This window comes from Paenarthrobacter sp. CAP02 (assembly GCF_040137855.1).
GTDB lineage: Bacteria > Actinomycetota > Actinomycetes > Actinomycetales > Micrococcaceae > Arthrobacter.
Genome location: NZ_JBEEII010000016.1, coordinates 35,140 through 59,464, shown reverse-complemented (window position 1 = coordinate 59,464; position 24,325 = coordinate 35,140). Strand labels below are relative to the sequence as shown.

The window sequence follows — 24,325 nt, the reverse complement described above, 5'->3', positions numbered from 1 at the left end:
CAGCCTGATGGAACGTCCTTTCACGGGCTGACCAGTACAAAGAAAAGCTTGCCCTGCGTTGATGCGCCGGCAAGCTTTTCTGCTTGCTGGGGGTCGGCAGCCACAACCACCAGGCCGTCGTTGTCACCCGTACCGAGCCACTCCCCGGCCTTCCCGCCTTGGGCAGAGGTCCACAGCACGGCAACAGGACCAGCCAGGACCTGGCTTTCGCGGGACTCATCGTAGGATCCGGCTGCGGTAAGGACCACGGACACCAACTGGCCGGGGGAGAGCAACTGGATGGATGAAGGGTCGGCCATCCGGAGTGGAACCGCTGCCGTGCCCGGCGGTGTTCCGGTGAGCAAGCCAGGACCCAGCAGGCTGGACTCCGTGGGGATCTGGCCCCGGCCAAGGGGTGCAGCGAGCTGACGCCCTGCAAGGGCGCCAGGGTCCTCAAATGCGGTGGGGATTGCCAAACCCTGGGTTACAGGAATGGTCGTGAAGTCGGAGGCGGCCAGGTTGGCTCCGCCGGGGAGGTCCCGGGCAGCCACCAGTACGTTGACGCGTTGCTCAGAAGCGGGCGTGAACTGCTGGACTGCGATACCTGCAGCCAGGCAGAGCAGGAGCGCGACAGTGAGGCGGCGGTTTCGTCCGATCAAGGATCCGAACCTGCGCTTCAGGCCACGAGGGTTGCCCGGACGGTTTTGGCTGAACCTGGAATCAAGGGGGGCGCGCAGCGGCATACGCGATGGGGGAGACCATTTACCAGCGGCTGCCGCTGATCGCTCTGCCCGGGCAAGGAGGGTGCTTCGTGACTGATGTGGCATGCAGCCACGCTAGCGAGCACGGCACCCACGGAAACAGTGCCAGGCTGGGCTATGTGGAAAAGGGAGCGCTTAGCTGGCTGCGGCTGCCGGTGCCGGAGTCGCGGCGGGAGCCGACGACGCAGGTGCGGGCGCTGCGGGAGCGGCCGAAACCGTGCTTCCTTTGGCGTCGCGGGAGTCAGTGCGGTAGAAACCGGAGCCCTTGAAAACAACGCCAACGCTGTTGAACTTCTTCCGAAGCGCTCCCTTGCATTCGGGGCACTCCGTCAAGGAGCTGTCAGAGAAGGACTGGACGATGTCAAAGGCATGGTCACAGTCTTTGCAGGCGTATGCGTAAGTGGGCACTGAATTCCTCCTTCAGGACATGGTTCAGGTCCTGTGCCACGCATCCGGAGCGTCTCCGGGTTAGCAGTCGCAGGGCCTGAGTGCCAATTCTATCATCCGGCGCCATTGCAGCATTCGTGCCGGACTGAAGCTCATAACATCGAAACGGGGCCACCTATTCCGGGCCGTCGAGGCGAACGGTTCCGGAGGGCGTGAGCACTTCCCGCACGGGGCGGTCGAAAGCTTCGGCGGGTATGGAACCGGAAGGCAACAGGTCGTCGTCGTACACCACAGCGATGGTGGGCGGCCGCTGGCCGGATGCGTCGAGTCCCTGGAGGAGCCGGTCATAGTAGCCACCTCCTTGGCCGATCCTGTTTCCGTCCCGGTCAACAGCCGTAGCCGGCATGAAAATCCCTGCGGCGTCGGCCACGACCGAACTTTCCAGCCGTTCGCCCTCGGGTTCGTCGATGGGGGCGTAGGAGGACCGCACGAACACGGTCGACGGCGTCCAATACACCCAACTCAGTTGCCTTTCCGGCTCGCAGACCGGGAGCAGGATATGGTGCCCGGCGTCGTGCAGCGCCTGAATCAGCGGCAGCGTGGGGGGTTCGAAAGCGACTCCAACGTAGACCGCAAAAGTGCCGGTGGCGGGGGCCCTTGTTGCTGCCCATTCCGTGCCGTGCCGGGCTATAGACGCGCCGGCGGCTGCAATCTGCTCCGGCGCCAGGTTTCGCCTGTGAAGCCGGCGGCTGCTCCGGATCTCTTCCTTCGTTGCCATATGTATCCGTTCTTTGGGTCCGTACGTAACACCGGAAGGAGCAGGAGGGCTGCCCTTCCCTGAAACAAAAAACCCTCTTTCGGTGCGGCGGGGTTTAGCCGTTGATGTCTTCCTTCCGTTAGATTAGTCCGGTGACTCTCGATAACAATGCTGTCCGTAAGGCCGTCATCCCCGCAGCGGGCCTTGGCACCAGGTTCCTGCCTGCAACAAAGGCGATGCCCAAGGAAATGCTGCCCGTGGTTGATAAGCCAGCCATCCAGTACGTCGTCGAAGAAGCCGTTAAGGTGGGCCTGCACGACGTCCTCATGATCACGGGGCGCAGCAAGCGCGCCCTTGAAGATCACTTCGACCGTGTGCCGGCTCTTGAGGCCACGCTTGCCGAAAAGGGTGACACTGCCAAGTTGGAGGCCATTCAGTCGGCCACCAACCTGGGCGACATCCACTACGTTCGCCAGGGCGACGCCAACGGGCTCGGCCATGCAGTCCTTCGTGCAAAGCAGCACGTCGGCCACGAACCGTTCGCGGTGCTCCTTGGTGATGACCTGATCGATCCGAAGGACGACCTGCTCAGCGAGATGATTGCTGTCCAGCAGAAGACCGGCGGATCCGTGGTGGCCCTCATCGAAGTTGAGCCCTCAAAGATCAGCGCTTACGGCTGCGCGGACGTGGAGGACGAAGGCGAGGACGGCTACGTGCGCATCAAGCAGCTCGTGGAGAAGCCTTCGCCGGAAGAAGCTCCATCAAATCTGGCCGTCATTGGCCGCTACGTCCTCCACCCGGCCGTGTTCGAGGTCCTGGAGAAGACCGGACCGGGCCGTGGCGGGGAAATCCAGCTGACGGACGCACTGGAGGTACTGGCTGCGGGCGAGGGCGAAGGCTACGGCGTGTACGGCGTTGTATTCCGCGGCCGCCGCTACGACACCGGCGACAAACTTAGCTACCTCAAGGCCTGCATCGAGCTTGCCTGCGAACGTGAGGACCTCGGTCCCGAATTGCGCGAGTGGCTGCCGAACTTCACTGCAGCGCTTCCCAAGTAACAACGGATGTACGGCTCTGCGATCTGGCCGGTGACGCTGGAAAGCGGAGACCTGTTGCTGCGGCCCATCCGCTACCGCGATAAGCGGGAGTGGACCGAAGTACGTTCACGCAACAGTGAATGGCTGGCGCCATGGGAGGCGTCCAACCCGGCTCCGGGTGGGCGCCTTCCCAGCTACCGCCAGATGGTGGGCTCCCTGAACGACCAGGCCCGTCAGTCCACCGCGCTGCCATTTGTCATTGTCGAGCGGACGCCCGGCTTCCGTGAACCGAAAATCGTAGGCCAGTTGACGGTATCGTCAATTGTCTGGGGTTCGGCCATGATGGCTACCCTGGGCTATTGGGTGGATAGGGACCGCGCCGGGCATGGCATCGCTCCGACGGCCGTTGCGATGGCGACAGACCATTGCTTCCGCGTGTTGGGCCTGCACCGCATGGAAATCAATATCCGCCCGGAAAACGCGCCAAGCCTCAGGGTTGTGGAGAAACTGGGTTTCCGCGATGAGGGCTACAAGGAACGGTACTTGCACATCAATGGCGAGTGGGCCGACCACCGTTCCTTTGCACTTACTTCCGATGAAGTTCCCGAAGGACTCCTGCGCAGGTGGCTCAGCGGACAAACGGGCAGGTCATAGGCCTTTTCGGCCCTAACTCCAGTCATTTGCGGACTCGCCCACGACACACCGGCCTCAATGCCGCCGCCCCCGGTCATTTGCTTCTACGGTTTTGAATGTGGACTTCCCTCTCAGCAGCTCAGTGATACTCGTGGTCGCTGTCGCGCTGTGGATGGTCTGGGTGGCGCCTTATGTTTTACGGAACAGGCGTTCGCAAGTCCAAACAGTGGCTGTTCCAGCAGACGCAATCGACGACGAACCAGACGAACCGCAGGCAGGGGTGGTACTGACTTTGGCACCTCAGCAGGAGAAACCGATGGAGACCATGCACAGGACAGCACCGGCGTCGCCCCAGGGATCCTCAGCGGCCGAAACTGATGCCCGGAACTCGTCCTCCACACCCTTCACAATTCGGTACGCCCGCTTTACGTTGGCGTTGTCGGGCCTTGCCCTGCTCTTGACGGCGATCGTTTCAGGCATCCTTAGCCTCTTCGGTAAGGGATCGCTGTGGTTGCCGCTCGTCTCGCTGGTCGGTGCGGTAGTCGCCGTCGTCGTGTTGCGCAGGCTTGCCCTTCGGGACCTGCGCGAACGACGCGCGCGGCGTGCAGCGCAGGCAGCGCCGATCCCGACTCCCGCCCGTTACCTGCCAAAGGAAGAGCCGGCCGAGCCCAAGGCGACCACCGTCTTCGATGCCGAGGCCGCCAGCCGCGAAGCCAGCCGGCCTACAGCTGATGAACTGCGTCAAGCCGCGCTGGCAGTTGCCGTTGCCGCCGGGGATCACTCGGCCAAGTCTGCCCAGGAATCCAAGGGCGCAAGCTGGAAGCCTGTCGAGGTCCCGAAGCCCACATATGTCGATGCCGCGAAAGCAGCCCGCCCGGCACCTGAGCCGCTGGATCTCCCGGAAGCACCCAAGCCCGTGGGCAAGCCCATCCTGAAGCAGAACGCCGAGCAGGCCGAGGCCGCTGCGGTTTCCGTCAAGAGCCAGAGCGCGCTCAGCAACCTGGATGACGTCCTTCAGCGCCGTCGCGCCTAACAGCCCTCCATGACCAGCATCTGCGTTGCAGGGGGCACCGGCCAGGTTGGCCGGGAAGTTGTCCGCCTCGCCGTGGCTGCTGGGCACACGGTCTCCGTTCTCAGCCGCCACGTGCCAGCCATGGCCTCGGCGGATCGTCTCGACGGCGTAACCTACTTCGCTGCCGACGTCACCACGGGCGACGGGCTGGCCGCCGCCCTGACGGGTACCGACGTCGTTATTGATTGCCTTGAGGGACAGTTCGGCAAAGCCAAAAAGCAATTCGCCGACGGCGGCGCGCGCCTCGCCGCGGCTGCCCACCTGGCCGGGGTGGCCAGGATTGTGGCGCTGTCGATCATCAACTGCGATCTGAGCACCTATTCGTATTACGTTTCCAAGGCCGAAAAGGAGCGCGCGTACGCCGAGTCGCCGCTGCAAACCGTGGTCGTCCGGGCCCCACAGTTCCACAGCCTCATCGCGATGGTCTTCGCCGCAGGCGCGCGACTAGGGCTCGTCCCCACTTTCAACGGCGCCAGGTTCCAGACCATCTCGCCGGCGGATGCCGCGGCCTCCCTGCTCGAAGCAGCCACGTCTGAGTCGGGGGCTCCACCGCACAGTGTCCGCACTGTAGGTGGCCCGGAGGAGCTCACCATGCGGCAGATGGCGGAGGATTGGAAACGCGTCACGGGCGCCCGCGGAAAGATCATCGGGCTGCCGCTGCCGGGCCCGATGGGCGCTTACCTGCGTGCAGGCCATAACCTGGTCCCCGAACAAAGGGTTGGTTCCGAGACGTTCGTGTCGTGGTTGGAAAAGCGCCGCGAAACTTTATAGCCTAGGGACACTGGTCCGGCATCAAGCCGGACCCAGGGGGCTATAGCTCAGTTGGTAGAGCGCTTCGTTCGCATCGAAGAGGTCAGGAGTTCGAATCTCCTTAGCTCCACACTTTGCGGTCTGATTTCCTGAGTGCGAACCGCAACACTTGATCTGCCTGAGAGCTGCGGTAGGCCGGACTGTTGTCGCTTCTCCTAACGCCAAAATCTGCCCAGCTATTGACACTAAGCCCTACGCCCGTAGGGTTTAGTGTATGCAGAAGGTGGACGGAATAACCGTCGCGGAGGTTGGGGACAGGCTGGGCATCACCCGCGCTTCAGTTCATGACCTGATCGACTCTGGCCGGCTGACGGCCAGTGGTCGTGCTGGCCGCGTGCTACTCATCGATCGATCGTCGGTAGAGCGTCTGACCCATGCCGGCACCCGGCGCGGCCGCGCCTGGGCGGCCAAGACTGCATGGGCTGCACTGGCGATGCTCTCTGGTCAGAACCCCACGTGGATCAGCGCTTCGGAGAAATCCCGGTTGAAGAGCCGACTACGAGAGCTGGACGCAGACGCCGTTCGTGTTCTTGCCCGAAAAAAGGACAAGACCCACCGCTACAGGGCTACACCCGACGGGCTGGCCGCACTTAACGACTATCTGATCCCGAGTGGTGCCTCGGCCACGCGCGAAGAATCCATTGCAGAGACTTTCGGGATGGCTGGCGGGAGCGGGACTGCCGAAGGCTATGTCATGATCGGCGACGTAGCCGCCCTCGCGGATGCATTCGGCTTGGTTGAAGATCCTGACGGCAACGCCATCATTCGTGAAGTCGAGTTGCATGAACCCTTCGCCGATGGCCGGGCACCCATGGCAGCCATTGCAGTAGACCTCATGGATTCACTGGCAACCCGCGAACGCAGTGCCGGACAGCGAGTCATCAACGAACTGCTCCATGTCTGAAGCTGAACCGGACGCCGTCGCCGAAGCAACCCATGACCGCGAGACCTGGGACGTGCCCCTACCCCAGGGAGGCTGGCTATCGCCATGGCCACAAGCAGCAGATCGACGTGATGGTGGCCGACCATCTGGCCCCGGTAAAGATTCCGGCCCTCGGCGGACGCAAACCGTTCCAGGTATCCGGAGGCACGCAGGCGCTGCAGCGGACCGTGAACTGCCGCTTGGCCGTCGACGACGACCCACCTGTCCTCATCAGCATCCCGAATGCCCTCGGGGCGTTGGTCTTGAAAGGCGCGGCCTACCGCGAAGACTCCCGCGACAGGGACCGGCACCTCGACGATGCAGTCGTCATCTGCGCGACCCTCAGAACGCCGCTGGTCACTTCGGCCCAAATGAAGGGTAGCGATAGGTCACGGGTTCTTTCCCTGCACAAAGAACTGGCCGACCCGGGGCACCGATCGTGGCAGCTGCTGGACCCAGCCGACCGAACACAGGCCATGGACGCACTCCACATACTTGCCGTCAATCACAGTCTGCCACCGGCTAACCGCCTCAAATCGTTTTGACCGACCCGGCCGCATTCGACCAGAAAACCCCATTGTCTGCGCCCGGCCTGCGGCATATCGTTAACTATCGTTCAGTATCGTTCGCAACGTATTGAGGTGGGCAAGATGCAGGATTCATTCCCCGCAGGCGGATTCATGGGCAACAGTTTTGATGGGATGTGGCAGGCCGTTGACGAGTTTCGTTCCCGGTTTGAGAAACGGTCCGGCACCAGGGCAGGGCGGGGCGAACTCCGCACGGCTGTCCTGGCGCTGCTGGCAGAGCGTCCCATGCACGGCTACCAGATCATTCGTGAAATCGATGAGCGCAGCAAGGGGAGCTGGAAGCCAAGCGCGGGGTCGGTCTATCCCACCCTGCAACTGCTGGCCGACGAAGGATTCATTAGCTCGGAGGAGTCCAACGGCCGCAAGATCCATTCTTTGACGGAGGCCGGACGGGAGTATCTGGCTGAGTCTGAAACGTCTGCGCCGTGGGAGTCGTCGGGTACTGGGGCTGGCCCAGGGTTCGGTGCTCTTCCCAAAGCCGGGATGGCACTTGCGCAGGCGGCGGCTCAGGTGGGCCGCACCGGGACGCCCAAGCAGGTGCAGGAAGCTGTTACCGTGCTCGAAGAGGCACGGCGACGGCTCTACTCCATCCTCGCCCAGGATTGACAGGGGTGACGTCGGTTCGGCGCGATCGGGCAGATCCAGTACCGGGCGCGGGTAATACCCGTGCCCGCTATCGCCGAATCCTGCGTTTCGCCGCTTGGCACCTTTCCGTCACGTGGTGGTTTGAGCTCTTGCTGCCGCGGGTGGGGCTGCGTTGGGTGGGGGACCGGAACCGGGCCCGCAGGATGCGCTCCTTCGCCCGACGGTTCCATGACCTGGCGGTTGAGCTTGGGGGCCTGATGATCAAGGTGGGACAGTTCATGTCTTCGCGCCTTGATGTCCTTCCGCCGGAGATCACTGCCGAGTTGGAAGGGCTGCAGGATGAGGTGCCTGCGGTGCCTTTCCCCGCGATCCGTTCCCTTGCTGAGGCCGAATTGGGCGCGCCCTTGGGGGCAGTTTTTGCTTCGATCGAGGAAGTGCCCATCGCCGCAGCCTCCCTCGGCCAGGCGCACCGGGCACAACTCCTGCCCTCTAATGCCGCTGACACCGGGCTTAGCAGCGTGGTGTTCAAGGTTCAGCGCCCGGGCATCCAGGCAATTGTCGACGTCGACCTGGCCGCCTTGCGCAGGGTGGGCGGCTGGCTGAGCCGCATCCGCATCGTGTCTGACCGGGCCGATGTGGCGGCCCTGATCAAAGAGTTCGAGAAGACCAGCCTCGAGGAAATCGACTATTTGAACGAGGCGGCGAACTCGGAACGATTCGCTGCTGATTTCGCCGACGATGCGCGGGTGACGGTGCCCGCCGTCGTCTGGGAGCGGACAACCAGACGCGTACTCACCCTTGAAGATGTCACGGCCATCAAAATCACCGACGCCGAGGCGTTGCGGGAATCCGGGATTGACCCTGCCGAGGTCGCGCCGGTTTTCGCCTCCGTCATGTTTGACCAGCTGTTCACCAACGGTTTCTTCCACGCAGATCCTCATCCGGGCAATATTTTCGTCACTCCAACGAAAGGCCAGGCTGAACATCCGTGGCGGCTGACGTTCATCGATTTCGGCATGATGGGCGAGGTGGCCCCGGGGACTCGAAGTGGCCTGCGCAAGCTGCTGATTGCGGCCGCATCCCGTGATGGCAAGGGGCTGGTGAACGCTATCGGCGACGTCGGAGTGCTGATGCCTTCGGCTGACAAACCTGAGCTTGAACGGGCCATGTCGCAGCTCTTCGACAGGTTCGGCGGGATGGGCTTTGCAGAATTGCGGGACGTGGATCCGCGTGAGTTCCGTGACTTTGGTGCCGAGTTCGGCACGGTGGTCCGGTCGTTGCCCTTTCAGTTGCCGGAGAACTTCCTGCTCATCATCCGGGCCATGTCCCTCACCTCGGGGGTTTGCAGCTCGCTGGACAGCCGGTTCAATCTTTGGGATTCCGTGGAGCCTTACGCGGCACAGTTGATCCGCGATGAGCGCGGCGGGCTCGCCAAGGATGTGGCGGCCCAGGCAATGGACGCCGCGGTGGTGGCCCTGCGCCTGCCCAAACGCCTGGACGCCGTGGTCACGCAGCTCGAGGACGGCACGCTGCAGATTTCCAGCCGGCGGCTGGAACGGCAAGTGGCACGCCTCATACGTCTGGCACACAGGGCCGTGGGCGCGGTGGTCTTTGGTGCCGTCCTGATCGCGGGAGCCGTCCTTCGGCCAACCGACCCTGCCCTGGGTACCGTACTGATGATCGGCTCGCTGCTGCCGCTGCTTGCCGGCTGGTGGGCTGGTCGCCGTCGATGATGGGCGCGGAACGGGCAAGGCGTTGCAGGTGCGCCCGGAAGCGCGTTTTAGACTTGCCGTGTGACTGACATTCCCGAACGCCTCCCGCCCCAGCCCGGAAGCCTGATCGGCCCAGTCCTGCTTGGCGTCATGCCCGGTCAGAACCCCGTCGTGGTTGAACATGCTGCCCGCATGGCGGCCCTCCTGGGACGGCCTCTGGTGTGCGCATACGCTGACGCTACGGTCTATCCGGTTGATGGCACCGCCGGGGGTCCCTGGGCGCCCATAGATCCTGACGGTGTTGATGAGGATTCCGAGGCCATTCCGCGCTCGCTGAAGGCATCGTTGACCGCCCAACTCGCTGGGGCGGACATCGAATGGTCTCTGGTGCCACTCGCTGGGGAGCCCGCACATGCGCTGGCCCGTGAAGCCCATGCACTGGACGCGTCCCTGATCGTGGTGGGCACCCGGGACCATACGCTGGCGTCCGCACTTAAGGAAATGACCTCCGGATCCGTGGCCCGCCATCTGAGCCACCGTCAGGACCGTCCGGTGCTGGTTGTCCCCGTAAATCCCAGGGTTCCGGCCGACGATGACGACAACTGAGGCCAAGCGACCGGTCCACCTTCATTGGGGGTTCATAGGAACGGTGGCTGGCGGGGGCGTCCTGGGGGCGTTGGCGCGCTACGGCCTTGGCCTGGTCATTCCGGCGCCAGGGGGGTGGCCTCTTGCCACCCTGGTGATCAACCTGACAGGCGCCTTGGCGCTCGGTGCACTGCTCGAAGGATTGTCACGCAGGGGGCCCGACGTCGGAAGCCGCCGCGTACTCAGGCTCGCCTTGGGCACGGGGTTCCTGGGCGCCTACACCACGTACAGCACCTTGGCAGTGGACGCTGTGCATTTGTTCGCAGCGGGAACCACGCCCGCAGCGTTGAGTTACCTTGCCGCCAGCCTCGTGGGCGGTGCTGCCGCTACCACGGCAGGTATCTGGTTGGGTTCGTGGCAGCACAGGCTCGTCAAAGGCCGGACGCCGTGACTGTCATCCTCCTGGCGCTCGCCGGCGGACTGGGCGCGGCGGCCCGATTCGTCGTGGATGGACTCGTCCGTGCACGCTTCCGGACCGCGTTGCCGTGGGGCACCATTGTGATCAACGTTTCCGGTTCGTTGTTGCTGGGCTTCCTCGCCGGACTTGTCATGCGTGGGCAGGCACCCGAGTCGCTGCTGCTGATCGCCGGCACAGGCTTCCTCGGTGGCTACACTACGTTCAGTACGGCCAGCCTGGAGACCATTCGCCTGGTCCAAAGCGGCCGAACGGGTTTGGCGCTGGTCAACGGGCTGGGAACAATGGCCGCCAGCGTTCTGGCCGCTGCAACCGGCGTGTGGATCGCCGTTCTTTGACCGCGCTTGTGGAGCCCTCCAGACACAAGGACGGGCGCCGGAAGCTCAGCTACCGGCGGATTCCCCGCGTTCGAGTGGCATGGCTGATTCGTCTCGGGTCAGCAGGGACAGGCGGCTCGCGATACGTGCCAGATCCACCGGCATAACGCTTCCGGAACCGGCGCCGTCCCAGTCCAGGGGACCCTTGCCTACCAGGAACAGTGTGATGTCCTGATCGTGGAGCACGTCCACCACGTTGCTGAACCGCTGCCAGGCGGGCGCCAGCGAAGGGTGGTTTCCTGCTGGTGAGGGAACATCGTCGATCACCCACGTGGCGTAGCTGTCAGCCAGGGCAAGGTAGTCCGCGGGCGACGTCAGCCCTCCGCACAGCTCGTCAAAGCCCACCCAGAGCAGATCCGGATCGGAATTCCTGACGACGATCGGATGCGTGGTGGGGGTCAAAACGCGGCTCTGGATCGGGGCAGGTGTGAAGAGGCCAAGGCGACCCAGTTGCGCGGGCGTCCCGGGCGTAATGATGCGGCCGGACCGGAACCCTTCCGAGGGGTTCTCGGGGGAGTCGGCGCCTGCAGGTACACGCCGGAAATCCAACGCGCCGGAGATCTCCACGATGTCCATCATGTCTTTGATGGCCTGGATGGTGGGCACGAAATGCTCGTGCCATAAGGGGTTGGGCAGGAGGTTGTCCGGAGCGTAGTTTGAGGTCACCACCAAGGGAATGCGTCGTTTGGCCGCATCCCGCAGGAGGCGGGCGATGAACATGCCGTCTCCGACATCATGGACATGGAACTCGTCAAAAAAGAGCACATCGATGTCAGCCAGCAGCGCATCAACGGACTGCTGGATCATGGTTCCGTTACCCGTAGCAGGCCCATGCGTGCCGGCATGGAGCGAGCGGAAGAAATCGTGGAAATGCACCCGCCGCTTCCGAACGGGCAACCTGGCGTAGAAGCTGTCCATCAGCCAGGTCTTGCCGCGGCCCACGGGACCGTGAAGGTAGAGGCTTCGTGGCACCTTCCGGGACAGCGCACGACGGCGGCCGGTCAGTTGTGCGCCAAAGGCCGCCAACCGCTCGGCTGCTTGGCGCTGGCTGTACTCGAGCTCGAAACCGGAGCGGCCGGCGTCGTCCGCTATGTCGTCAACCATGGCGAGGCGGGCGGAACGTCCCGCCGGGCCGATCCCCAGGGTTGGTGTCACAGCCATCCTTTGCGCTTGAAGATGAGGTACATAAGCAGGGCGGCGCCGAACATCAGGCCAATTGCCAGCGGATACCCGTACTCCCAGTGCAGCTCAGGCATATTGTCGAAGTTCATCCCGTAGACGCCTGCCACGAAGGACGGGGCGAAGAGAATGGCCGCCCAGGAGGAGATCTTCTTGACCTGCTCGTTTTGTGCGGCACTGGCTTCGTTCTGGCGGTTCGCCGTGAGCGTCCCGTCCAGGGTGAGTGCGTTCTGGAGGATGTCCCGGAACGAATTCGCACGGGAAATCACCCGCTGTGCATGGTCCTCGACATCCCGCAGGGAACGCTGCAACTCGATGTCCACACCGTATTTTTCGAAGCCCCTTTTCAGGAGGTCCATCATTTCGGGGAGGGGATGGATGGCCCGTTGGAACTGGATGACTTCCCGTGCGAGTTCGTAGATCCTGCGCGAGACCGAACTGTCGCCGCTGAAAAGTTGGTCTTCAATCTCGTCGATGTCGTTTTCCAGCCCGGCGATCACGGGCGCATAATCGTCCACCACCTGGTCCACCAGCGCATACAGTACGGCTTCCGGACCGTGCCGCAGGAGATCGGGGCGTTCTTCCAGGCGCCTGCGGACACGGGCCACCCCACCGGTCTCGGCATGCCGGATGGTGACGACGAAGTTGGGACCGGTGAATACATGGAGTTCGCCGAATTCCACCGTCTCGGTCTCGTCCAGGTAGCGGGCCGGGCGGAGCACCGTGAACAGGCTGTGGTCGTATCGCTCCAGCTTGGGGCGCTGGTGCGCCGAGACAGCGTCTTCAACGGCCAGGTCATGGAGGCCGAATTCAGCGGCAACCGCTTCCATTTCAGCCTGTGTTGGCCGGTACAACCCTATCCAGGCCATACCCCCGTGCTTGGAGAGGGTTTCGAAAGTCTGCTCAAGGCTGCTGGGGGTGGCAGTGCGTACGCCGTCCACATATACGGCATTGTCGATGATGGTCACTGGTTGAACGCTACTGCATGGCCCCGATGATGGCCCCGGCGACAGTCATGGCCACCAGATCGTGGCCCGAATCGATCAACGTCACTGCCGTGGGGCGTCCTGCGAATCCGTTATGGATAACGTGACCGCCAGAGCGGAAAACCAAGGCAATGACGAGGGCGAAGAAGCCGCCTGCAAGGAAAGTGTTGAGTCCCAGCGCGCTGATGAGTATGGCCAGCAGGATGCTGGTGACGGCTGCTGCGACCATCATGGGGACCCAGATGCCGGCGCCGCCCTCAATGTTCTTGAGATCGTCTTCGGTCTTGCCGATTGCCTGCATCCACCGCCCTCCAAGAACGGCTGGCATGTACCAGACAAAGCCGATCACCATGCTTGAAACGAATGCCAAAAGCACGGCGAGCCAATTGATCTGGGAGATGTGTGAAAGCCAATCCATGCAAGAAATCCTAGTCGGCCCGGGCCGCCGCTCCGGGGCTCTGCCCTTCGGGCTTGCCGCGTGTTGGAGCTGCAGCCATCCGTCCGATCAGTGGCTCGGTCCGGTAGGGAATATGGGTGTGCAGGGCCAGCACCGTTTCGGTCCTGATCACTCCTTTGGTACGCAGGACGGCGCGCAGGGCGGATTGGAGGTTGTGGGTGTCCGTCGCAACGACCCGGCACCACAGATCGCCGCGGCCGGAGATTTCGTGGACTTCGAGCACCTGCGGTATCAGGCGCAACGCCCCGATGACGCCGTCCAGTTCCCGGTGGGTGACCTCGATCGTGACGAAAGCGACGACGTCGTACCCCACCTTTTCGAGGTCAACTTCACGGCCTGCTGCCTGCAGGACTCCGGAGCGCAGGAGGCGTTTGATGCGGCTCTGGGCAGTGTTGCGGGCTATGCCCAGTGATTCGCTCAGTTCGGCGACCTGGATGCGGGGGTCCCGGATGAGTTCCAGCAGGATTTTCAGGTCCATGGGGTCAAGACTGTTCAAATGGTCACTCCAGCTCACTCTGAGGGCTACACTTTGAGCCTTTTGATCAATTCTTGTACTTGTTTGCTTCTTTGAGCGCAGCTCTATTGCATTCTATTGCCATCACTGTTCAGTCGTGCTGGTTCTCCCACAAGGACTCCCCAGCCCGGCCACCGAGCCCGAAGGCATGGAAATGACTGTCTTGAGCGAACTCCGCATGCGTCCGGCCACCGCTGCACGCTGGGGATGGGATGCCTCCACCACCGCCCGGCTGGTCCTTGCCGGGGTTGTGATCTTCACGCTGCTGGTTGGCGCCAATCTCGCCACGCCCCTGTACCCGTTGCTCCAAACCAGGATCGGGCTGTCCTCCCTGGACGTGACCATAGCCTTCTCAAGCTACGTCCTGGCGTTGGTTGCGGTCCTCATGGTGGCCGGTCACTGGTCGGACCACATCGGACGGCGTGCTGCGCTGGTCCTGGCTGTGTTGGTGGGTTTGGTGGGCGGCATGATCTTCGCCAACGCAGACAGCCTGGTGACGTTGTCCCTGGGCCGGGCACTCCAGGGCGTGGCCGTGGGTCTGGCCACCGGTGCCAGCTCCGCTGCCCTCCGGGAATTGCTGCCCCAAAGGCCGGACTGGGCGTCACGTTTCACGCTGCTCTCCTCAGCCGGTGGCGTAGCGGCAGGCCCGGCAATCGGCGGCCTGTTGTCGCTCCTGCCGGACCCCACAAGTACGCCCTACTACGTTCACTCCGCAGTGCTGCTGGCTGCCCTCATACCGCTGTGGTTGCTTAAGGCCAGGCCAGCCATCGCGCCGGCAGAAGGCCCCAGCCCATTGAAGGTCCTTGCCCCCAGGAAGCCGTCCATTTCCAAGGACGCGCGCGGTGCCTTCTGGATGGCAGCGGCCACCGGATTCCTGAGCTTTGCAGTGTTCGGCTTTTGCTTGTCCCTGGCGCCGGGATATTTCGCCACGGTTGTACACGCCGATTCGCGGCCGTTGATAGGAGCCCTGGCGGGTGTCACCCTGGGCGCTTCGGCCCTAAGCCAACTCCTGGGGAGCCGTGGACGATTCGTGGTCCCCGTTGCATTGGCCGTCCTGGGTGTCTCTGTGGTCCTGGTGGGAGCAGCGGCTGCGTGGTCGAGTCCGTGGCTCCTTGTGGCCGCCAGCATTACGGCAGGAGCGGGCCAAGGCATTGCTTTCCGCCAGGTCTTCAACGAGGTTGCCGGAAAAGTCGAAGCGGCACGTCATGCACAGGTCATCAGCACGGTCTACGTGATCACGTACTTAGGCAGCGCGGTTCCGGTGATTGGGCTGGGACTGGCCGTCTCATCGCTGGGGCTGCAGGCCGCCGTCGTGGGTTTCACGGTCCTCTGCGGAGTGGCGGCATTGGCCTTGGCAGCGGTGTCTCTTCGGAGCGCCCTGCGGGCCTGACAGATCGCAGCTATTCCGGGAGCGGTCCGCGGTTTCCGGGGATGTGCTGGAACACCATGGTGGTCTCGGTGTGTCCCACCACGGGGTCGGTGGCGAGATTATCCAGGAGCCAATTGCGCAGGTCATCGGTGTTGGCCACCGCGATATGCAGGAGGTAGTCCACCGAGCCGGTGGTGTGGAACGTGGAGATCACCGCGGGAAGCTTGGGAACGCGTGCCGTGAAACGGTCGATTTGATCGCGGTCGTGGGCGCGGAGCCGAACAGCAATCAGTGCCTGGACCGAGCGGCCGATGGCCGGCAAGCTCAGGACCGCCTCGAAGCCCTCGATGATGCCCCGCTCCGACAATGCCCGCGTCCGCATCAAAGCCGTGGATGGGGCGATTCCGACGAGCTCGGCCAATTGCTTGTTGGAGATCCGCGCATCATCCACCAACGCCGCCAGGATCCGTTCGTCGATCGAGTCCAAGGGCTCAGTGCTGGCCGTGGTTGACCGAACATTCTTCGTGGGGTTGATCACGGATCCTCCTGAAATTGCCTTTCATTCATCCTAGACCGTGAAATCTTCAGCTGACTATCGGGCGGGACCTCTGCCGGTCGCGCCGCCGGGCCAAGCGCTGGAGGGGTTCGGAGAGGAGCATGAGCAGCAACGGCAGGTTGCCGGCACTGGGAATGGCCAAGGCAAGCAGCAACGCAGCCAGGAAAAGGCCGGACACGATGCTTCCGGCCCGGATTCCATCCCGCGCCTCGTTGTCGTCCATGGTGTGCAAGTCCGGGTGCGAGCGCAGATACACCCGGGCCAGTACCAGCATCAGGCTGGTCGCGAACAGGGTTCCGATGTAGATCAGTGGCTGGGCCCAGTCGGCCCGCATTTGCGTGGACAGCGCGGTTGCGACGGGCATCCAGACAATGGTGAACATCCATAGCACCGTCAACCAGAGCAGGCCACTGTCCACTTTGCGTACGTTGGTGAAGAGCCTGTGATGGTGACGCCAGAAGACTGCGATCAGGATGAAGCTCAGGGCAAATCCGAGCAGCGCGAAGCGTTCGTCAGCCAACCATTGAGCGGTGGTTCCGTCATGGTCACCGAGTTCCCCGACGCTTTCCATCAGCGGGAGGATGAGCAAGGTCAAGGCAATCGCCACCACGGCGTCGGCAAATGCCTGCAAACGTTCCGGCGACGACAGCTCCCGGGATTTGGTGACCTGTGTCATGCCTCCGATTGTAGGTCCAGGCAGGCTGGGATCAACTGACGCGGCGGGGCTGGCGGTGTACCGCCAAGGTGACAACCGCCGTCGTGCATGAAAGTGCCATGACAGACCATGCCAACGCAGGCCACCCGTAAGCCTGAAAGGCCAGGCCGCCAGCCCAGCCGATGATGCTCGAGCCCAGGTAGTAGGAGAGGTTGTACAGGGATGCGGCCTGGGCGCGGCCCGTGGTGGCGATGGCGCCGGTCCATCCGGAGCCGACACTGTGCGCGGCGAAGAAGCCTCCCGTGAAGACAACCAGGCCGGCCAGCGTGGCTGCGACATTCTCTGCCAGGGTCAGGGCCAGGCCTGCGGACATCACGGCGATCCCGGCCAGAAGGACGTTGCGCCTGCCGAACCTGGTGGTCAGGCCCGCGGCCCATCGTGAACTGACGGTGCCTGCGAGGTAAGCCAGGAAGATGAGGCTCACCACGGTGGTCGGGAGGCCAAATGGTTCAGCGTGGAGGCGGAATCCCAGGTAGTTGTAGACGGCCACGAATCCGCCCATCAGCAAGAAGGCCTGCAAATACAGCGCCAGGAGTTTGGGATTGCGGGAATGTCCGCCCAAGGTCCTGACCGCTCCCCGGAATCCCATGGCTGGAGAGGGGCTGAACCGGCGTTGCCTGGGGACGAGTACCAGGAAAAGCACGGCTGAGACGGTGGCGAGCAGGGAGACGGCCAAGGCCGCGGCGCGCCAGCCCCACAATTCGCCGACAGGACCAGCAACCAGCCGGCCGGCGAGCCCACCCAGGGTGGTTCCCGCGACGTAGCTGCCCGCTGCGAGGGCGGTATGGATCTTGGTGACTTCCTCGTTGAGGTAGGCGATGGCGATGGCCGGAATGCCGCCCAAGGCCATGCCCTCCAGCGTCCGGAGACCCAACAGCAGGGGGAGGGTCGGTGCAAGCGGAACCATCAACCCGAGCAGGGTGGCTGCGGCGATGCCGATGGCCATGGCCCGTACCCGGCCGATCCGGTCTGCCACAAACGACCACGGCAAAACCGTGGCGGCCAGTCCTACGGTTGCCAGGGAGATGCTTAGCGCCGCCTCAGCCGCTGTGATGTGGAGGTCGCTTGCCATGAGCGGAAGGACGGCCTGCGTGGAGTAGAGCTGGGCGAAGGTGGCCACCCCGGCAAGGGCCAAGGCGGCCAAAACGCGACGGTATCCGGAGGACCCTTTGGCATGCCCCTCCCACGATTGCGTGTTTTCCATGGCCGTCGTTTTAGTCACGGGGCAACAGTAGACTTCAGGCATCTTCATGATCCAATGCATAGGTTAGCTAAGATTCATGCAACACAGCATGAGTGCTTTTGCCCAGCCCAAGGACCGTCATGGAACCCGATCACCATCAGCTCATCCAGCTTCTCCCGCTCCTGCCTGTCCTCGCGCAGCTGGGCCGCACCGAGCACATGACCGAGACAGCCGAGTTGCTTGGGGTGCCGCAGTCCACGGTTAGCCGGGCCGTGTCAAGGGCCAGCGCGATTGTCGGCATGGATTTGCTGATCCGGGACGGCAGGGGCATCCGCCTCACTCCCGCAGCCAGGACATTGTTGCCCTACATCGAAGATGCCCTGGAGGACTTCCAGGCCGGACTGGACCGGGTGAGGCACGAGTCCGACGTCGTGCGGGGACGCATTGGCGTCTCCTTCCAACACACGTTCGGGGAAGCTACCCTGCCACTGCTCATCAGTGCCTTCCGCGGGCGCCATCCCCAGGCCGTCTTCGAACTCAGGCAGGGTCCACGGGACGACTGCCTGCAGGAACTCGCAGCGGGGGAAACCGACTTCGCGTTGATCGCCCCTATTGCGCCCGATGGCAAGGGCATCCGGTCCCTCCCGCTCTACCGTGAACCGCTGCGGGCTGTCCTGCACTACCGCCACCCGCTGGCAGGGCGGCCCAGCGTGCGCCTTTCCGAACTCCGGCACGAGCCTTACGTCACCCTGCCCACCGGTGTTGGGCTCAGGGCGCTGGGCGAGGAACTGTTCCGGGAGGCTGGCTTCCGCCCCCGGATCGCCTTCGAAGTCCAGGAATCCACTACCGCACGCGGACTGATTTCCGCAGGCCTGGGCTTCGGCATCCTCCCGCCTGCAGGGCCCCGCTCAGGAACCGGACAGTTCCTTCCGGAAGCTGAACTTGGACTCGTTGAAGTAGCCATCGAGTCCGGACTCGCTTTCAGGCAAATCGGCCTGGCATGGCGGGAACGGAGCTTTGAACCCGACGCCGTCCGGCTGTTCCGCGAAATGGTGGTTACCGAGGGCGGCGGCCTGCTGGCCGAACTTGTCAGAGCCCGTTCAGGAACTCCCTGACCACGTCCGTTGCCGAACCTGTGCGCGACTGCCGCCACCCGGTACCCGCCCACAGGTTCAGGCGGTGCGGATCCCCGACGGCCGACGAAGCCGCCCGAACGGGTGAGGTGAGGTGGTGAATGGCAGGGTAGCCCTCCGGCGCGTCAGCGTGATCGCGAACGAACTCATTGACCAGCGAACGCGCCGTGCGTCCCGTGAATGCCCGGGTCAAAGCCGTGGCCGTGAACGCCGGATCGCCCAAGGCATCTTTATGCACCTGCCTGGCGCCACTTTCGTCTGTCCGGACCAGGGCCGTGCCGATCTGCGCGGCTTCCGCCCCGGCCGCCAACACCTCGCGAAGCGTCGCGGTGTCCATGACCGCACCTGCCGCTATCAGCGGAAGTCCGACGGCGGCGCGCACCTGGGCGATCAGTTCCGCCGTCGTCCGGGCTTCCGGTGCATCGGCTGGTTCGCTGGCGTGCGGGAGGAAAGCTGCGCTGTGGCCGCCAGCGGACCCGTGCTGCACCACGATGGCGTCCGGACCTTCCTCCGCGGCGGCGAGGGCCTCCCGGACGTTGGTCACGCTGGAAATGACCGTGGTGCCCGCCTTTTGCAGCGCACGGACAACCGCTTTTCCGGGCAGGCCAAAAGCAAAGCTCACCAGATCCACCGGATCGGCAAGCAGGGCGTCGATCTTGTCCTGCCACGCGTCGTCGTCATCGAGGCGCAGCTCCGGCAGGGCCACACCATAGCGGGCGGCTTCGGGCTCCAGTTCGCGCCGGTATTCCTCGAGGCGTGCCACCGCTTCGGCATTGGGTGGGAGCTGGTCCGGGTTGGGTACAAAAACGTTCATGCCGAACCGGATGTTGAGGTTCCGTGCCGCCGCGATCTCCCCGACCATGGACTCCGGGCTCTTGTAGCCGGCGGCAAGGAAACCGATGCCCCCGCCGTCGTGGACAGCCCGCAGCAGGGCCGGGGTTGATGTTCCGCCAGCCATGGGGGCTGCGATGAACGGGGTGCCAAACATGGATCCAGGCATGTGCGGTTCCTCCTCAGGACGCTCCAAGCTAGTCTTTCACGGTGAACAATCTTGACTCTTCCCAACATTCCCCTGCCCATGAGGAAGTCCTGAGTGGCACAGTCATTGGGCTCGATATCGGTGGGACGAAAACCCGCGGCGTGCGGTTCGAGAACGGCATGCCTGTACGGGATGCGAGTGCGGGCAGCTCGAATGTCCAGAACGTCACCCGCGAGCAGGCGGCAGCCAACCTCGCCGAACTCTTTGGCAGCATCGGCGGAGGGGTTGTCGAGGAGGTCTACGCAGGAGCGGGTGGCATAGACACGGACGAGGACGCCCAGGCGCTCGCAGACCTGATTGCTCCGCACGCACCCGGGGCCCGGATCACGGTGGTCCACGATTCGCGGCTGCTGTTGGCAGCCGGTGGTGCGAGCACTGGCGTGGCCGTCATCGCCGGCACCGGCTCTGCGGCATGGGGGAGGAACGACGCCGGCGAAGAGGCCCGGGCGGGTGGCTGGGGCTACCTCCTGGGCGACGAAGGCAGCGGGTACTGGCTGGGCCGCGAAGCCGTCCGCCACAGCCTCCGCCGGATGAACCAGGGCCTGGAGCCGGATAGGCTCAGCCGTGCCCTGTTGGAGTCCTGCGGAGTGGAGGAACCCGGTAAGTTGATCGCCCTCTTCCATTCGCCGGACACGGGACGCCGTTTTTGGGCGCAGCAGGCCCGCTTGGTGGTGGAAGCAGCCGACGCCGGTGACGGCGTCAGCCTGGCACTGGTGCAGCAGGCAGGTGCCGACCTCGCCGACCTCGCCGAACAAGCCATTCGCCAACTCGGCCTGGACGGGCCTGTGATCCTGGGCAGCGGACTGGGCATGAACGTTCCTAAGCTCCAGGATGCCTTCAAAGCCAGGTTGGCCGAAGCGGGAATTGTGGACGTCCGGATCCTGCAGCAGGATCCGGTGTTTGGGGTTCCCCGGCTTGTGGCCGAGCAGCGCGGCTAAACTCAGCCGCGGGTGCGTGGCCGGAGTTTGACTCCGGGAAGCGGGGGAGCCGGGATCCGTCCGGCTTCCGGGCCGGCGTCTGGCCCGTGGCCGTGGACGAAGCCGAAGCGCGAGCTGGCGGCAGCGTCGTCGTCGAGCAGACCTTCGGCTTCCCATTCCTCGCGGGCCTTTTCCACTTCCTCATGAGTCCGCCCCACGAAGTTCCACCACATCAGCAGGTCTTCGCCGAACGGTTCGCCGCCAAGGAGCATGAAGCGGGTGTCGGGCTGGGCATCCACGGACAGGGTGGTCCGCCCAGCGCCGAGGTAGGCCAGGGGGCCTGCTCCGATGTCTTGTCCGTCGATCACCACGCCGCCATCCAACACGAGCACTGCGTGTTCAAAGTCGGGGCGGAGTGGCAGCTCAAGACGTCCTGTGCCAACGATGTCGGCACCGACGATAGGGCTGAACATGGTAGCGGGGGAACGCTGTCCGGCGAACTCTCCCACCATGACGGTCGCGGTGTAGCCAGGTCCGGAAGCTACCGGAAGATCACGGACCTGCTCGAAGGACGGTGCCCGGTGGCGGTGCTCGTCAGGAAGGGCAACCCAGAGTTGCAGCCCCCGGGACATGGGGATCTCGGCCACCAGGGAGCTTGGACCTGAATCCGTGTTTGCGGGGAGGACGGAGAATTCCGAGTGCGAAATACCGTGGCCCGCTGTCATGATGTTCAGCTCGCCCGGACGCACCACCACGTCGCTGCCGACACTGTCGCGGTGCCGGACGGCACCTTCCAGTGGCCAGGTGACGGTTTGGAGTCCGCAGTGCGGGTGGGGAAGCACGCTCATGGCCACCCGGTCGGGCCCGAAGCTGTCCAGGAAGCACCAGGCTCCGACAGTTGGCAGCCCGCGCTGGGGCAGGGTGCGCATGACCTTCATGGCGCGGACGCCACCCAGGGGAACTTCCCGCTCGGGCCACAGCTGAACGCATGGACCTTGCCCCTTTGGTGCAGCGGGGCAAACTTCCTGTGCCGGGGAAGTATCAAGATTGGTCATGTGTTCATCACCTGTGCATAAATGTTGGAAATTGAGCTAATCTGTTCCACGTGAACAACGCCCTCTTTAGCTACCACGACGCTGTCCTTTACCGTTCGGGTGAACCGTACCGCATCCTCGCCGGAGCCATCCACTACTTCCGGGTCCACCCTGAGCTGTGGCAGGACCGGCTGCGTCGGCTTAAGGCCATGGGCGCCAACACGGTGGACACCTATGTCGCGTGGAACTTCCACCAGCCCCGGCAGGATCAGGCCCCGGACTTCACCGGCTGGCGTGACCTGGGGCGGTTCATCGACCTCGCTGCCGAGGAGGGCCTGGACGTGATTGTCCGCCCGGGCCCCTATATTTGCGCGGAATGGGACAACGGCGGCTTTCCTGCCTGGTTGACCGGCACGCCCGGCATCGGCCTCCGGTGCATGGATCCGGTCTTCACCGCAGCAATCGGGGAATGGTTCGACCACCTCCTCCCCATCATCACTCCGCGCCAGGCATCCGCGGGAGGTCCGGTGGTGGCCGTGCAGATCGAGAACGAGTACGGCAGCTACGGCGACGACCACGAGTACATCCGCTGGAACCGGCGCGTCCTCGAGGAGCGCGGAATCACGGAGCTGCTTTTCACCGCCGACGGCGGCACCGACTACTTCCTCGACGGCGGCTCAGTGGAGGGAACCTGGGCGACGGCGACGCTGGGGAGCCGGGGTGACGAAGCGGTGGCAACCTGGCAGCGCCGCAGGCCCGATGAGCCGTTCTTCAACGTCGAATTCTGGGGCGGCTGGTTCGATCACTGGGGTGAACACCACCACCGCAGGGATGCCCGGGATGCAGCGTTGGAAGCCCGGAAGATGCTCGACCTTGGCGGCTCGCTCTGCGTCTACATGGCCCATGGTGGGACCAACTTCGGCCTGTGGTCCGGCAGCAACCACGACGGCACCATGCTGCAGCCGACAGTCACCAGCTACGACTCAGATGCACCCATCGCCGAAAACGGTGCCTTGACCGCCAAGTTCCACGCTTTCCGGGGTGAGTTCTACCGCGCCCAAGGCATTGAGGACCTGCCGGAGATCCCCGCAGAACTGCTCGCCGAAACTCCGGTGATCCCTGCCCGGTCGCTGGTTTTGCCGGACGCTCCGGACCTGTTGGAGTTGCTCCGGAATGCCGGTAAGCCCACCAGCAGCGTCAAGCCCCTCAGCTTCGAGCAATTGGAGCTCGACGCCGGAATGGTCCTCTACGCTTCCGAAGCCATCCTTCCCGGACGTGCAGATGCCCCCGCAGAGAGCCGCCTGAAGATTTCGGGCCTGAACGATCGCGCGTATGTGTGGGTCGATGGCGACTTCGCCGGGATCCTCGATGATGTCACTGGTGCTGAAGGGTTGGTTGTCACGGGGCGCGGTGTCCCAGCCAAGCTCGAGATCCTCGTTGAGAACCTTGGCCGCATCAACTATGGCCCCCTGACCGGACACGGGAAAGGCATCCTGGGTGGTGTGCTGATCAACCAGCGCTACACCTTCCACTGGACGCAGACGCCCATTGCGCTGGCGGAGTGGAAGGAAGAAGACCTGGAGGGCCTGGCCGGGGCCGACTTCGACGTCGCGGAGCCCGCCGATACCTATATTGCGCTGCCCGATTCCGGCAAAGGCTTCGTCTGGCTCAATGGCTTCCTGGTCGGACGGTATTGGGAGAAAGGCCCTCAACGAACCCTTTACGCCCCGGCCCCTTTGATCAAAGCCGGCCGCAACACGATCAAGGTCCTTGAACTGGGCACGGCGGGGACCGTCGTCGAACTTCGCGAAAAGCCTGACCTCGGGCCTGAAGAAGCCGGGCCTATTTCTGCTGCGGAGCTTTCCTAGCAGGAAGACTCCGGAGCGGCACATATGCTGGCAACATGAGTCTGCAGTTCGATACCCGTCCAGCCGCCTACGCCGTGATCGTCAGGGATGGACGAATCCTGCTTGCCTACTGGAAACAGGACGACAAGGAAGGCTGGACACTTCCCGGCGGGGGACTGGACTTTGCGGAACATCCGGTGGATGGATGCCGGCGGGAAGTCTTCGAAGAGACCGGTTATGAGGCGAAGATCGAACGGATGCTGGGCATCGACGTGGGTCACTGGCAAGATGACGTCCGGCCTGATGGGACCGTGACGGACTTTGAAGCCCTGCGCCTGGTCTACGAAGCCACCGTCGTGGGCGGCGAGCTCACCCACGAGGTGGACGGAAGCACCACACATGCGGCCTGGATCCCCTTGGAAGACGTCGGGAAGCTGAACAGGGTCTCGCTGGTGGACACAGCCCTGCGCCTGCACCGTGAGCGACCTGAGAACGGGAAGCTCAGCTAGCAAGGAGGCCTAGCCAAAAGCGGAGGCTGTTGGCTACGCTGAACATCGTTGCCGGTTTTCAGTAGCCGGTCCCAGATGCCGAGGAGGTGGATTTTGATGATTGCCATAATCTTGCGCGCCCCGCACACAGTTGCGGCGAACCGTCATCACCCCACCATTCCTGTCCCGGCATCAGCCTGCCAAAACTAGGGCAGCCGGGCCTCAGCAG

At 63.8% G+C, this 24,325-nt stretch carries 28 protein-coding genes and 1 tRNA gene; 17 read left to right on the top strand and 12 right to left on the bottom strand.

What is annotated here, in order from left to right:
- Positions 1-20 precede the first annotated feature (20 nt).
- From cpaB to ABHM97_RS20450, 3 genes are all read right to left on the bottom strand, one after another.
- Entirely contained in the window at positions 21-806 is a 786-nt protein-coding gene (gene cpaB / locus ABHM97_RS20460) for a Flp pilus assembly protein CpaB (RefSeq protein ID WP_349472043.1), read from the bottom strand.
- A gap of 69 nt (positions 807-875) precedes the next feature.
- Positions 876-1,148, bottom strand: a complete 273-nt coding sequence (locus ABHM97_RS20455; RefSeq protein ID WP_235517030.1) for an FmdB family zinc ribbon protein — start codon at positions 1,146-1,148, stop codon at positions 876-878.
- 154 nt (positions 1,149-1,302) lie between these two features.
- Positions 1,303-1,905, bottom strand: coding sequence for a 5-formyltetrahydrofolate cyclo-ligase (locus tag ABHM97_RS20450; RefSeq protein ID WP_349472042.1), 603 nt, complete (start codon positions 1,903-1,905; stop codon positions 1,303-1,305).
- A gap of 131 nt (positions 1,906-2,036) precedes the next feature.
- Between ABHM97_RS20450 and galU the strand changes: the two genes are divergently transcribed.
- The 12 genes from galU (at position 2,037) to crcB (ending at position 10,640) form a co-directional block, all read left to right on the top strand.
- Positions 2,037-2,942, top strand: a complete 906-nt coding sequence (galU, locus tag ABHM97_RS20445) for a UTP--glucose-1-phosphate uridylyltransferase GalU (protein WP_235517027.1) — start codon at positions 2,037-2,039, stop codon at positions 2,940-2,942.
- A gap of 6 nt (positions 2,943-2,948) precedes the next feature.
- Complete coding sequence (locus tag ABHM97_RS20440; RefSeq protein WP_235517025.1) at positions 2,949-3,575, top strand: GNAT family N-acetyltransferase; 627 nt, start codon at positions 2,949-2,951, stop codon at positions 3,573-3,575.
- A gap of 151 nt (positions 3,576-3,726) precedes the next feature.
- Entirely contained in the window at positions 3,727-4,587 is an 861-nt protein-coding gene (locus ABHM97_RS20435) for a hypothetical protein (RefSeq protein WP_349472052.1), read from the top strand.
- Between the two features lie 9 nt (positions 4,588-4,596).
- Positions 4,597-5,397, top strand: coding sequence for an SDR family oxidoreductase (locus ABHM97_RS20430; RefSeq protein ID WP_349472041.1), 801 nt, complete (start codon positions 4,597-4,599; stop codon positions 5,395-5,397).
- Between the two features lie 36 nt (positions 5,398-5,433).
- Positions 5,434-5,506 (top strand) — tRNA-Ala (locus ABHM97_RS20425).
- Positions 5,507-5,650: 144 nt separating this feature from the next.
- Positions 5,651-6,340 (top strand): helix-turn-helix domain-containing protein, encoded by a 690-nt coding sequence (locus tag ABHM97_RS20420; protein ID WP_235517021.1) that lies wholly within the window; start codon positions 5,651-5,653, stop codon positions 6,338-6,340.
- A gap of 32 nt (positions 6,341-6,372) precedes the next feature.
- Positions 6,373-6,903, top strand: coding sequence for a hypothetical protein (locus tag ABHM97_RS20415; protein WP_349472040.1), 531 nt, complete (start codon positions 6,373-6,375; stop codon positions 6,901-6,903).
- 105 nt (positions 6,904-7,008) lie between these two features.
- The gene (locus tag ABHM97_RS20410) at positions 7,009-7,551 is read left to right on the top strand and encodes a PadR family transcriptional regulator (protein ID WP_235517017.1); all 543 of its coding nucleotides are present in this window, start codon (positions 7,009-7,011) and stop codon (positions 7,549-7,551) included.
- A gap of 5 nt (positions 7,552-7,556) precedes the next feature.
- Positions 7,557-9,263 (top strand): ABC1 kinase family protein, encoded by a 1,707-nt coding sequence (locus ABHM97_RS20405; RefSeq protein ID WP_349472039.1) that lies wholly within the window; start codon positions 7,557-7,559, stop codon positions 9,261-9,263.
- Positions 9,264-9,323: 60 nt separating this feature from the next.
- A complete protein-coding gene (locus ABHM97_RS20400) occupies positions 9,324-9,848 on the top strand; it encodes a universal stress protein (RefSeq protein ID WP_349472038.1) in 525 nt (174 codons plus the stop codon).
- Positions 9,835-10,278 carry a fluoride efflux transporter FluC gene (locus ABHM97_RS20395; RefSeq protein ID WP_349472037.1) on the top strand — a complete coding sequence of 148 codons (444 nt, stop codon included), beginning with the start codon at positions 9,835-9,837 and terminating at the stop codon, positions 10,276-10,278. The genes ABHM97_RS20400 and ABHM97_RS20395 overlap by 14 nt, the downstream gene beginning before the upstream one ends.
- Positions 10,275-10,640 (top strand): fluoride efflux transporter CrcB, encoded by a 366-nt coding sequence (gene crcB / locus ABHM97_RS20390; protein ID WP_349472036.1) that lies wholly within the window; start codon positions 10,275-10,277, stop codon positions 10,638-10,640. The genes ABHM97_RS20395 and crcB overlap by 4 nt, the downstream gene beginning before the upstream one ends.
- A 45-nt stretch (positions 10,641-10,685) precedes the next feature.
- On the opposite strand, the gene zapE is transcribed toward crcB, so the two are convergent.
- The 4 genes from zapE to ABHM97_RS20370 are packed head-to-tail and all read right to left on the bottom strand — an operon-like array spanning position 10,686 to position 13,779.
- Positions 10,686-11,840 (bottom strand): cell division protein ZapE, encoded by a 1,155-nt coding sequence (gene zapE / locus ABHM97_RS20385; RefSeq protein WP_349472035.1) that lies wholly within the window; start codon positions 11,838-11,840, stop codon positions 10,686-10,688.
- Positions 11,831-12,826, bottom strand: coding sequence for a magnesium/cobalt transporter CorA (corA, locus tag ABHM97_RS20380; protein ID WP_349472034.1), 996 nt, complete (start codon positions 12,824-12,826; stop codon positions 11,831-11,833). The genes zapE and corA overlap by 10 nt, the downstream gene beginning before the upstream one ends.
- Before the next feature lie 10 nt (positions 12,827-12,836).
- Positions 12,837-13,262: a DUF1761 domain-containing protein gene (locus ABHM97_RS20375; protein ID WP_235517004.1), complete on the bottom strand. Its 426-nt coding sequence runs from the start codon at positions 13,260-13,262 to the stop codon at positions 12,837-12,839.
- Between the two features lie 10 nt (positions 13,263-13,272).
- Positions 13,273-13,779, bottom strand: a complete 507-nt coding sequence (locus ABHM97_RS20370) for an Lrp/AsnC family transcriptional regulator (protein WP_502921313.1) — start codon at positions 13,777-13,779, stop codon at positions 13,273-13,275.
- A 190-nt stretch (positions 13,780-13,969) separates the two neighbouring features.
- On the opposite strand from ABHM97_RS20370, the gene ABHM97_RS20365 reads away from it, so the two are divergent.
- On the top strand, positions 13,970-15,205 hold the full coding sequence (locus ABHM97_RS20365; protein ID WP_349472032.1) for an MFS transporter: 1,236 nt from the start codon (positions 13,970-13,972) through the stop codon (positions 15,203-15,205).
- Positions 15,206-15,215: 10 nt separating this feature from the next.
- Here the strand turns inward: ABHM97_RS20365 and ABHM97_RS20360 are convergent, their stop codons facing one another.
- The 3 genes from ABHM97_RS20360 to ABHM97_RS20350 are packed head-to-tail and all read right to left on the bottom strand — an operon-like array spanning position 15,216 to position 17,701.
- The gene (locus tag ABHM97_RS20360) at positions 15,216-15,722 is read right to left on the bottom strand and encodes an Lrp/AsnC family transcriptional regulator (protein WP_349472031.1); all 507 of its coding nucleotides are present in this window, start codon (positions 15,720-15,722) and stop codon (positions 15,216-15,218) included.
- Between the two features lie 46 nt (positions 15,723-15,768).
- On the bottom strand, positions 15,769-16,416 hold the full coding sequence (locus ABHM97_RS20355) for a TMEM175 family protein (RefSeq protein ID WP_349472030.1): 648 nt from the start codon (positions 16,414-16,416) through the stop codon (positions 15,769-15,771).
- Positions 16,417-16,447: 31 nt separating this feature from the next.
- Positions 16,448-17,701, bottom strand: coding sequence for an MFS transporter (locus ABHM97_RS20350; RefSeq protein WP_502921315.1), 1,254 nt, complete (start codon positions 17,699-17,701; stop codon positions 16,448-16,450).
- A 77-nt stretch (positions 17,702-17,778) separates the two neighbouring features.
- Here ABHM97_RS20350 and ABHM97_RS20345 point away from each other — a divergent pair, with 77 nt between their 5' ends.
- Positions 17,779-18,753: a LysR family transcriptional regulator gene (locus tag ABHM97_RS20345; protein WP_349472027.1), complete on the top strand. Its 975-nt coding sequence runs from the start codon at positions 17,779-17,781 to the stop codon at positions 18,751-18,753.
- Here the strand turns inward: ABHM97_RS20345 and ABHM97_RS20340 are convergent.
- Positions 18,728-19,771: an NAD(P)H-dependent flavin oxidoreductase gene (locus ABHM97_RS20340; RefSeq protein ID WP_349472026.1), complete on the bottom strand. Its 1,044-nt coding sequence runs from the start codon at positions 19,769-19,771 to the stop codon at positions 18,728-18,730. The genes ABHM97_RS20345 and ABHM97_RS20340 overlap by 26 nt on opposite strands.
- Positions 19,772-19,812: 41 nt before the next feature.
- On the opposite strand from ABHM97_RS20340, the gene ABHM97_RS20335 reads away from it, so the two are divergent.
- Complete coding sequence (locus ABHM97_RS20335) at positions 19,813-20,748, top strand: N-acetylglucosamine kinase (RefSeq protein ID WP_349472025.1); 936 nt, start codon at positions 19,813-19,815, stop codon at positions 20,746-20,748.
- 2 nt (positions 20,749-20,750) lie between these two features.
- Here ABHM97_RS20335 and ABHM97_RS20330 read toward each other — a convergent pair whose 3' ends face one another.
- A complete protein-coding gene (locus tag ABHM97_RS20330) occupies positions 20,751-21,782 on the bottom strand; it encodes a pirin family protein (RefSeq protein WP_349472024.1) in 1,032 nt (343 codons plus the stop codon).
- A 50-nt stretch (positions 21,783-21,832) separates the two neighbouring features.
- On the opposite strand from ABHM97_RS20330, the gene ABHM97_RS20325 reads away from it, so the two are divergent.
- The gene (locus ABHM97_RS20325) at positions 21,833-23,629 is read left to right on the top strand and encodes a glycoside hydrolase family 35 protein (protein ID WP_349472023.1); all 1,797 of its coding nucleotides are present in this window, start codon (positions 21,833-21,835) and stop codon (positions 23,627-23,629) included.
- A gap of 35 nt (positions 23,630-23,664) precedes the next feature.
- A complete protein-coding gene (locus tag ABHM97_RS20320) occupies positions 23,665-24,117 on the top strand; it encodes an NUDIX hydrolase (RefSeq protein WP_349472022.1) in 453 nt (150 codons plus the stop codon).
- The last annotated feature ends 208 nt before the right edge of the window (positions 24,118-24,325 follow it).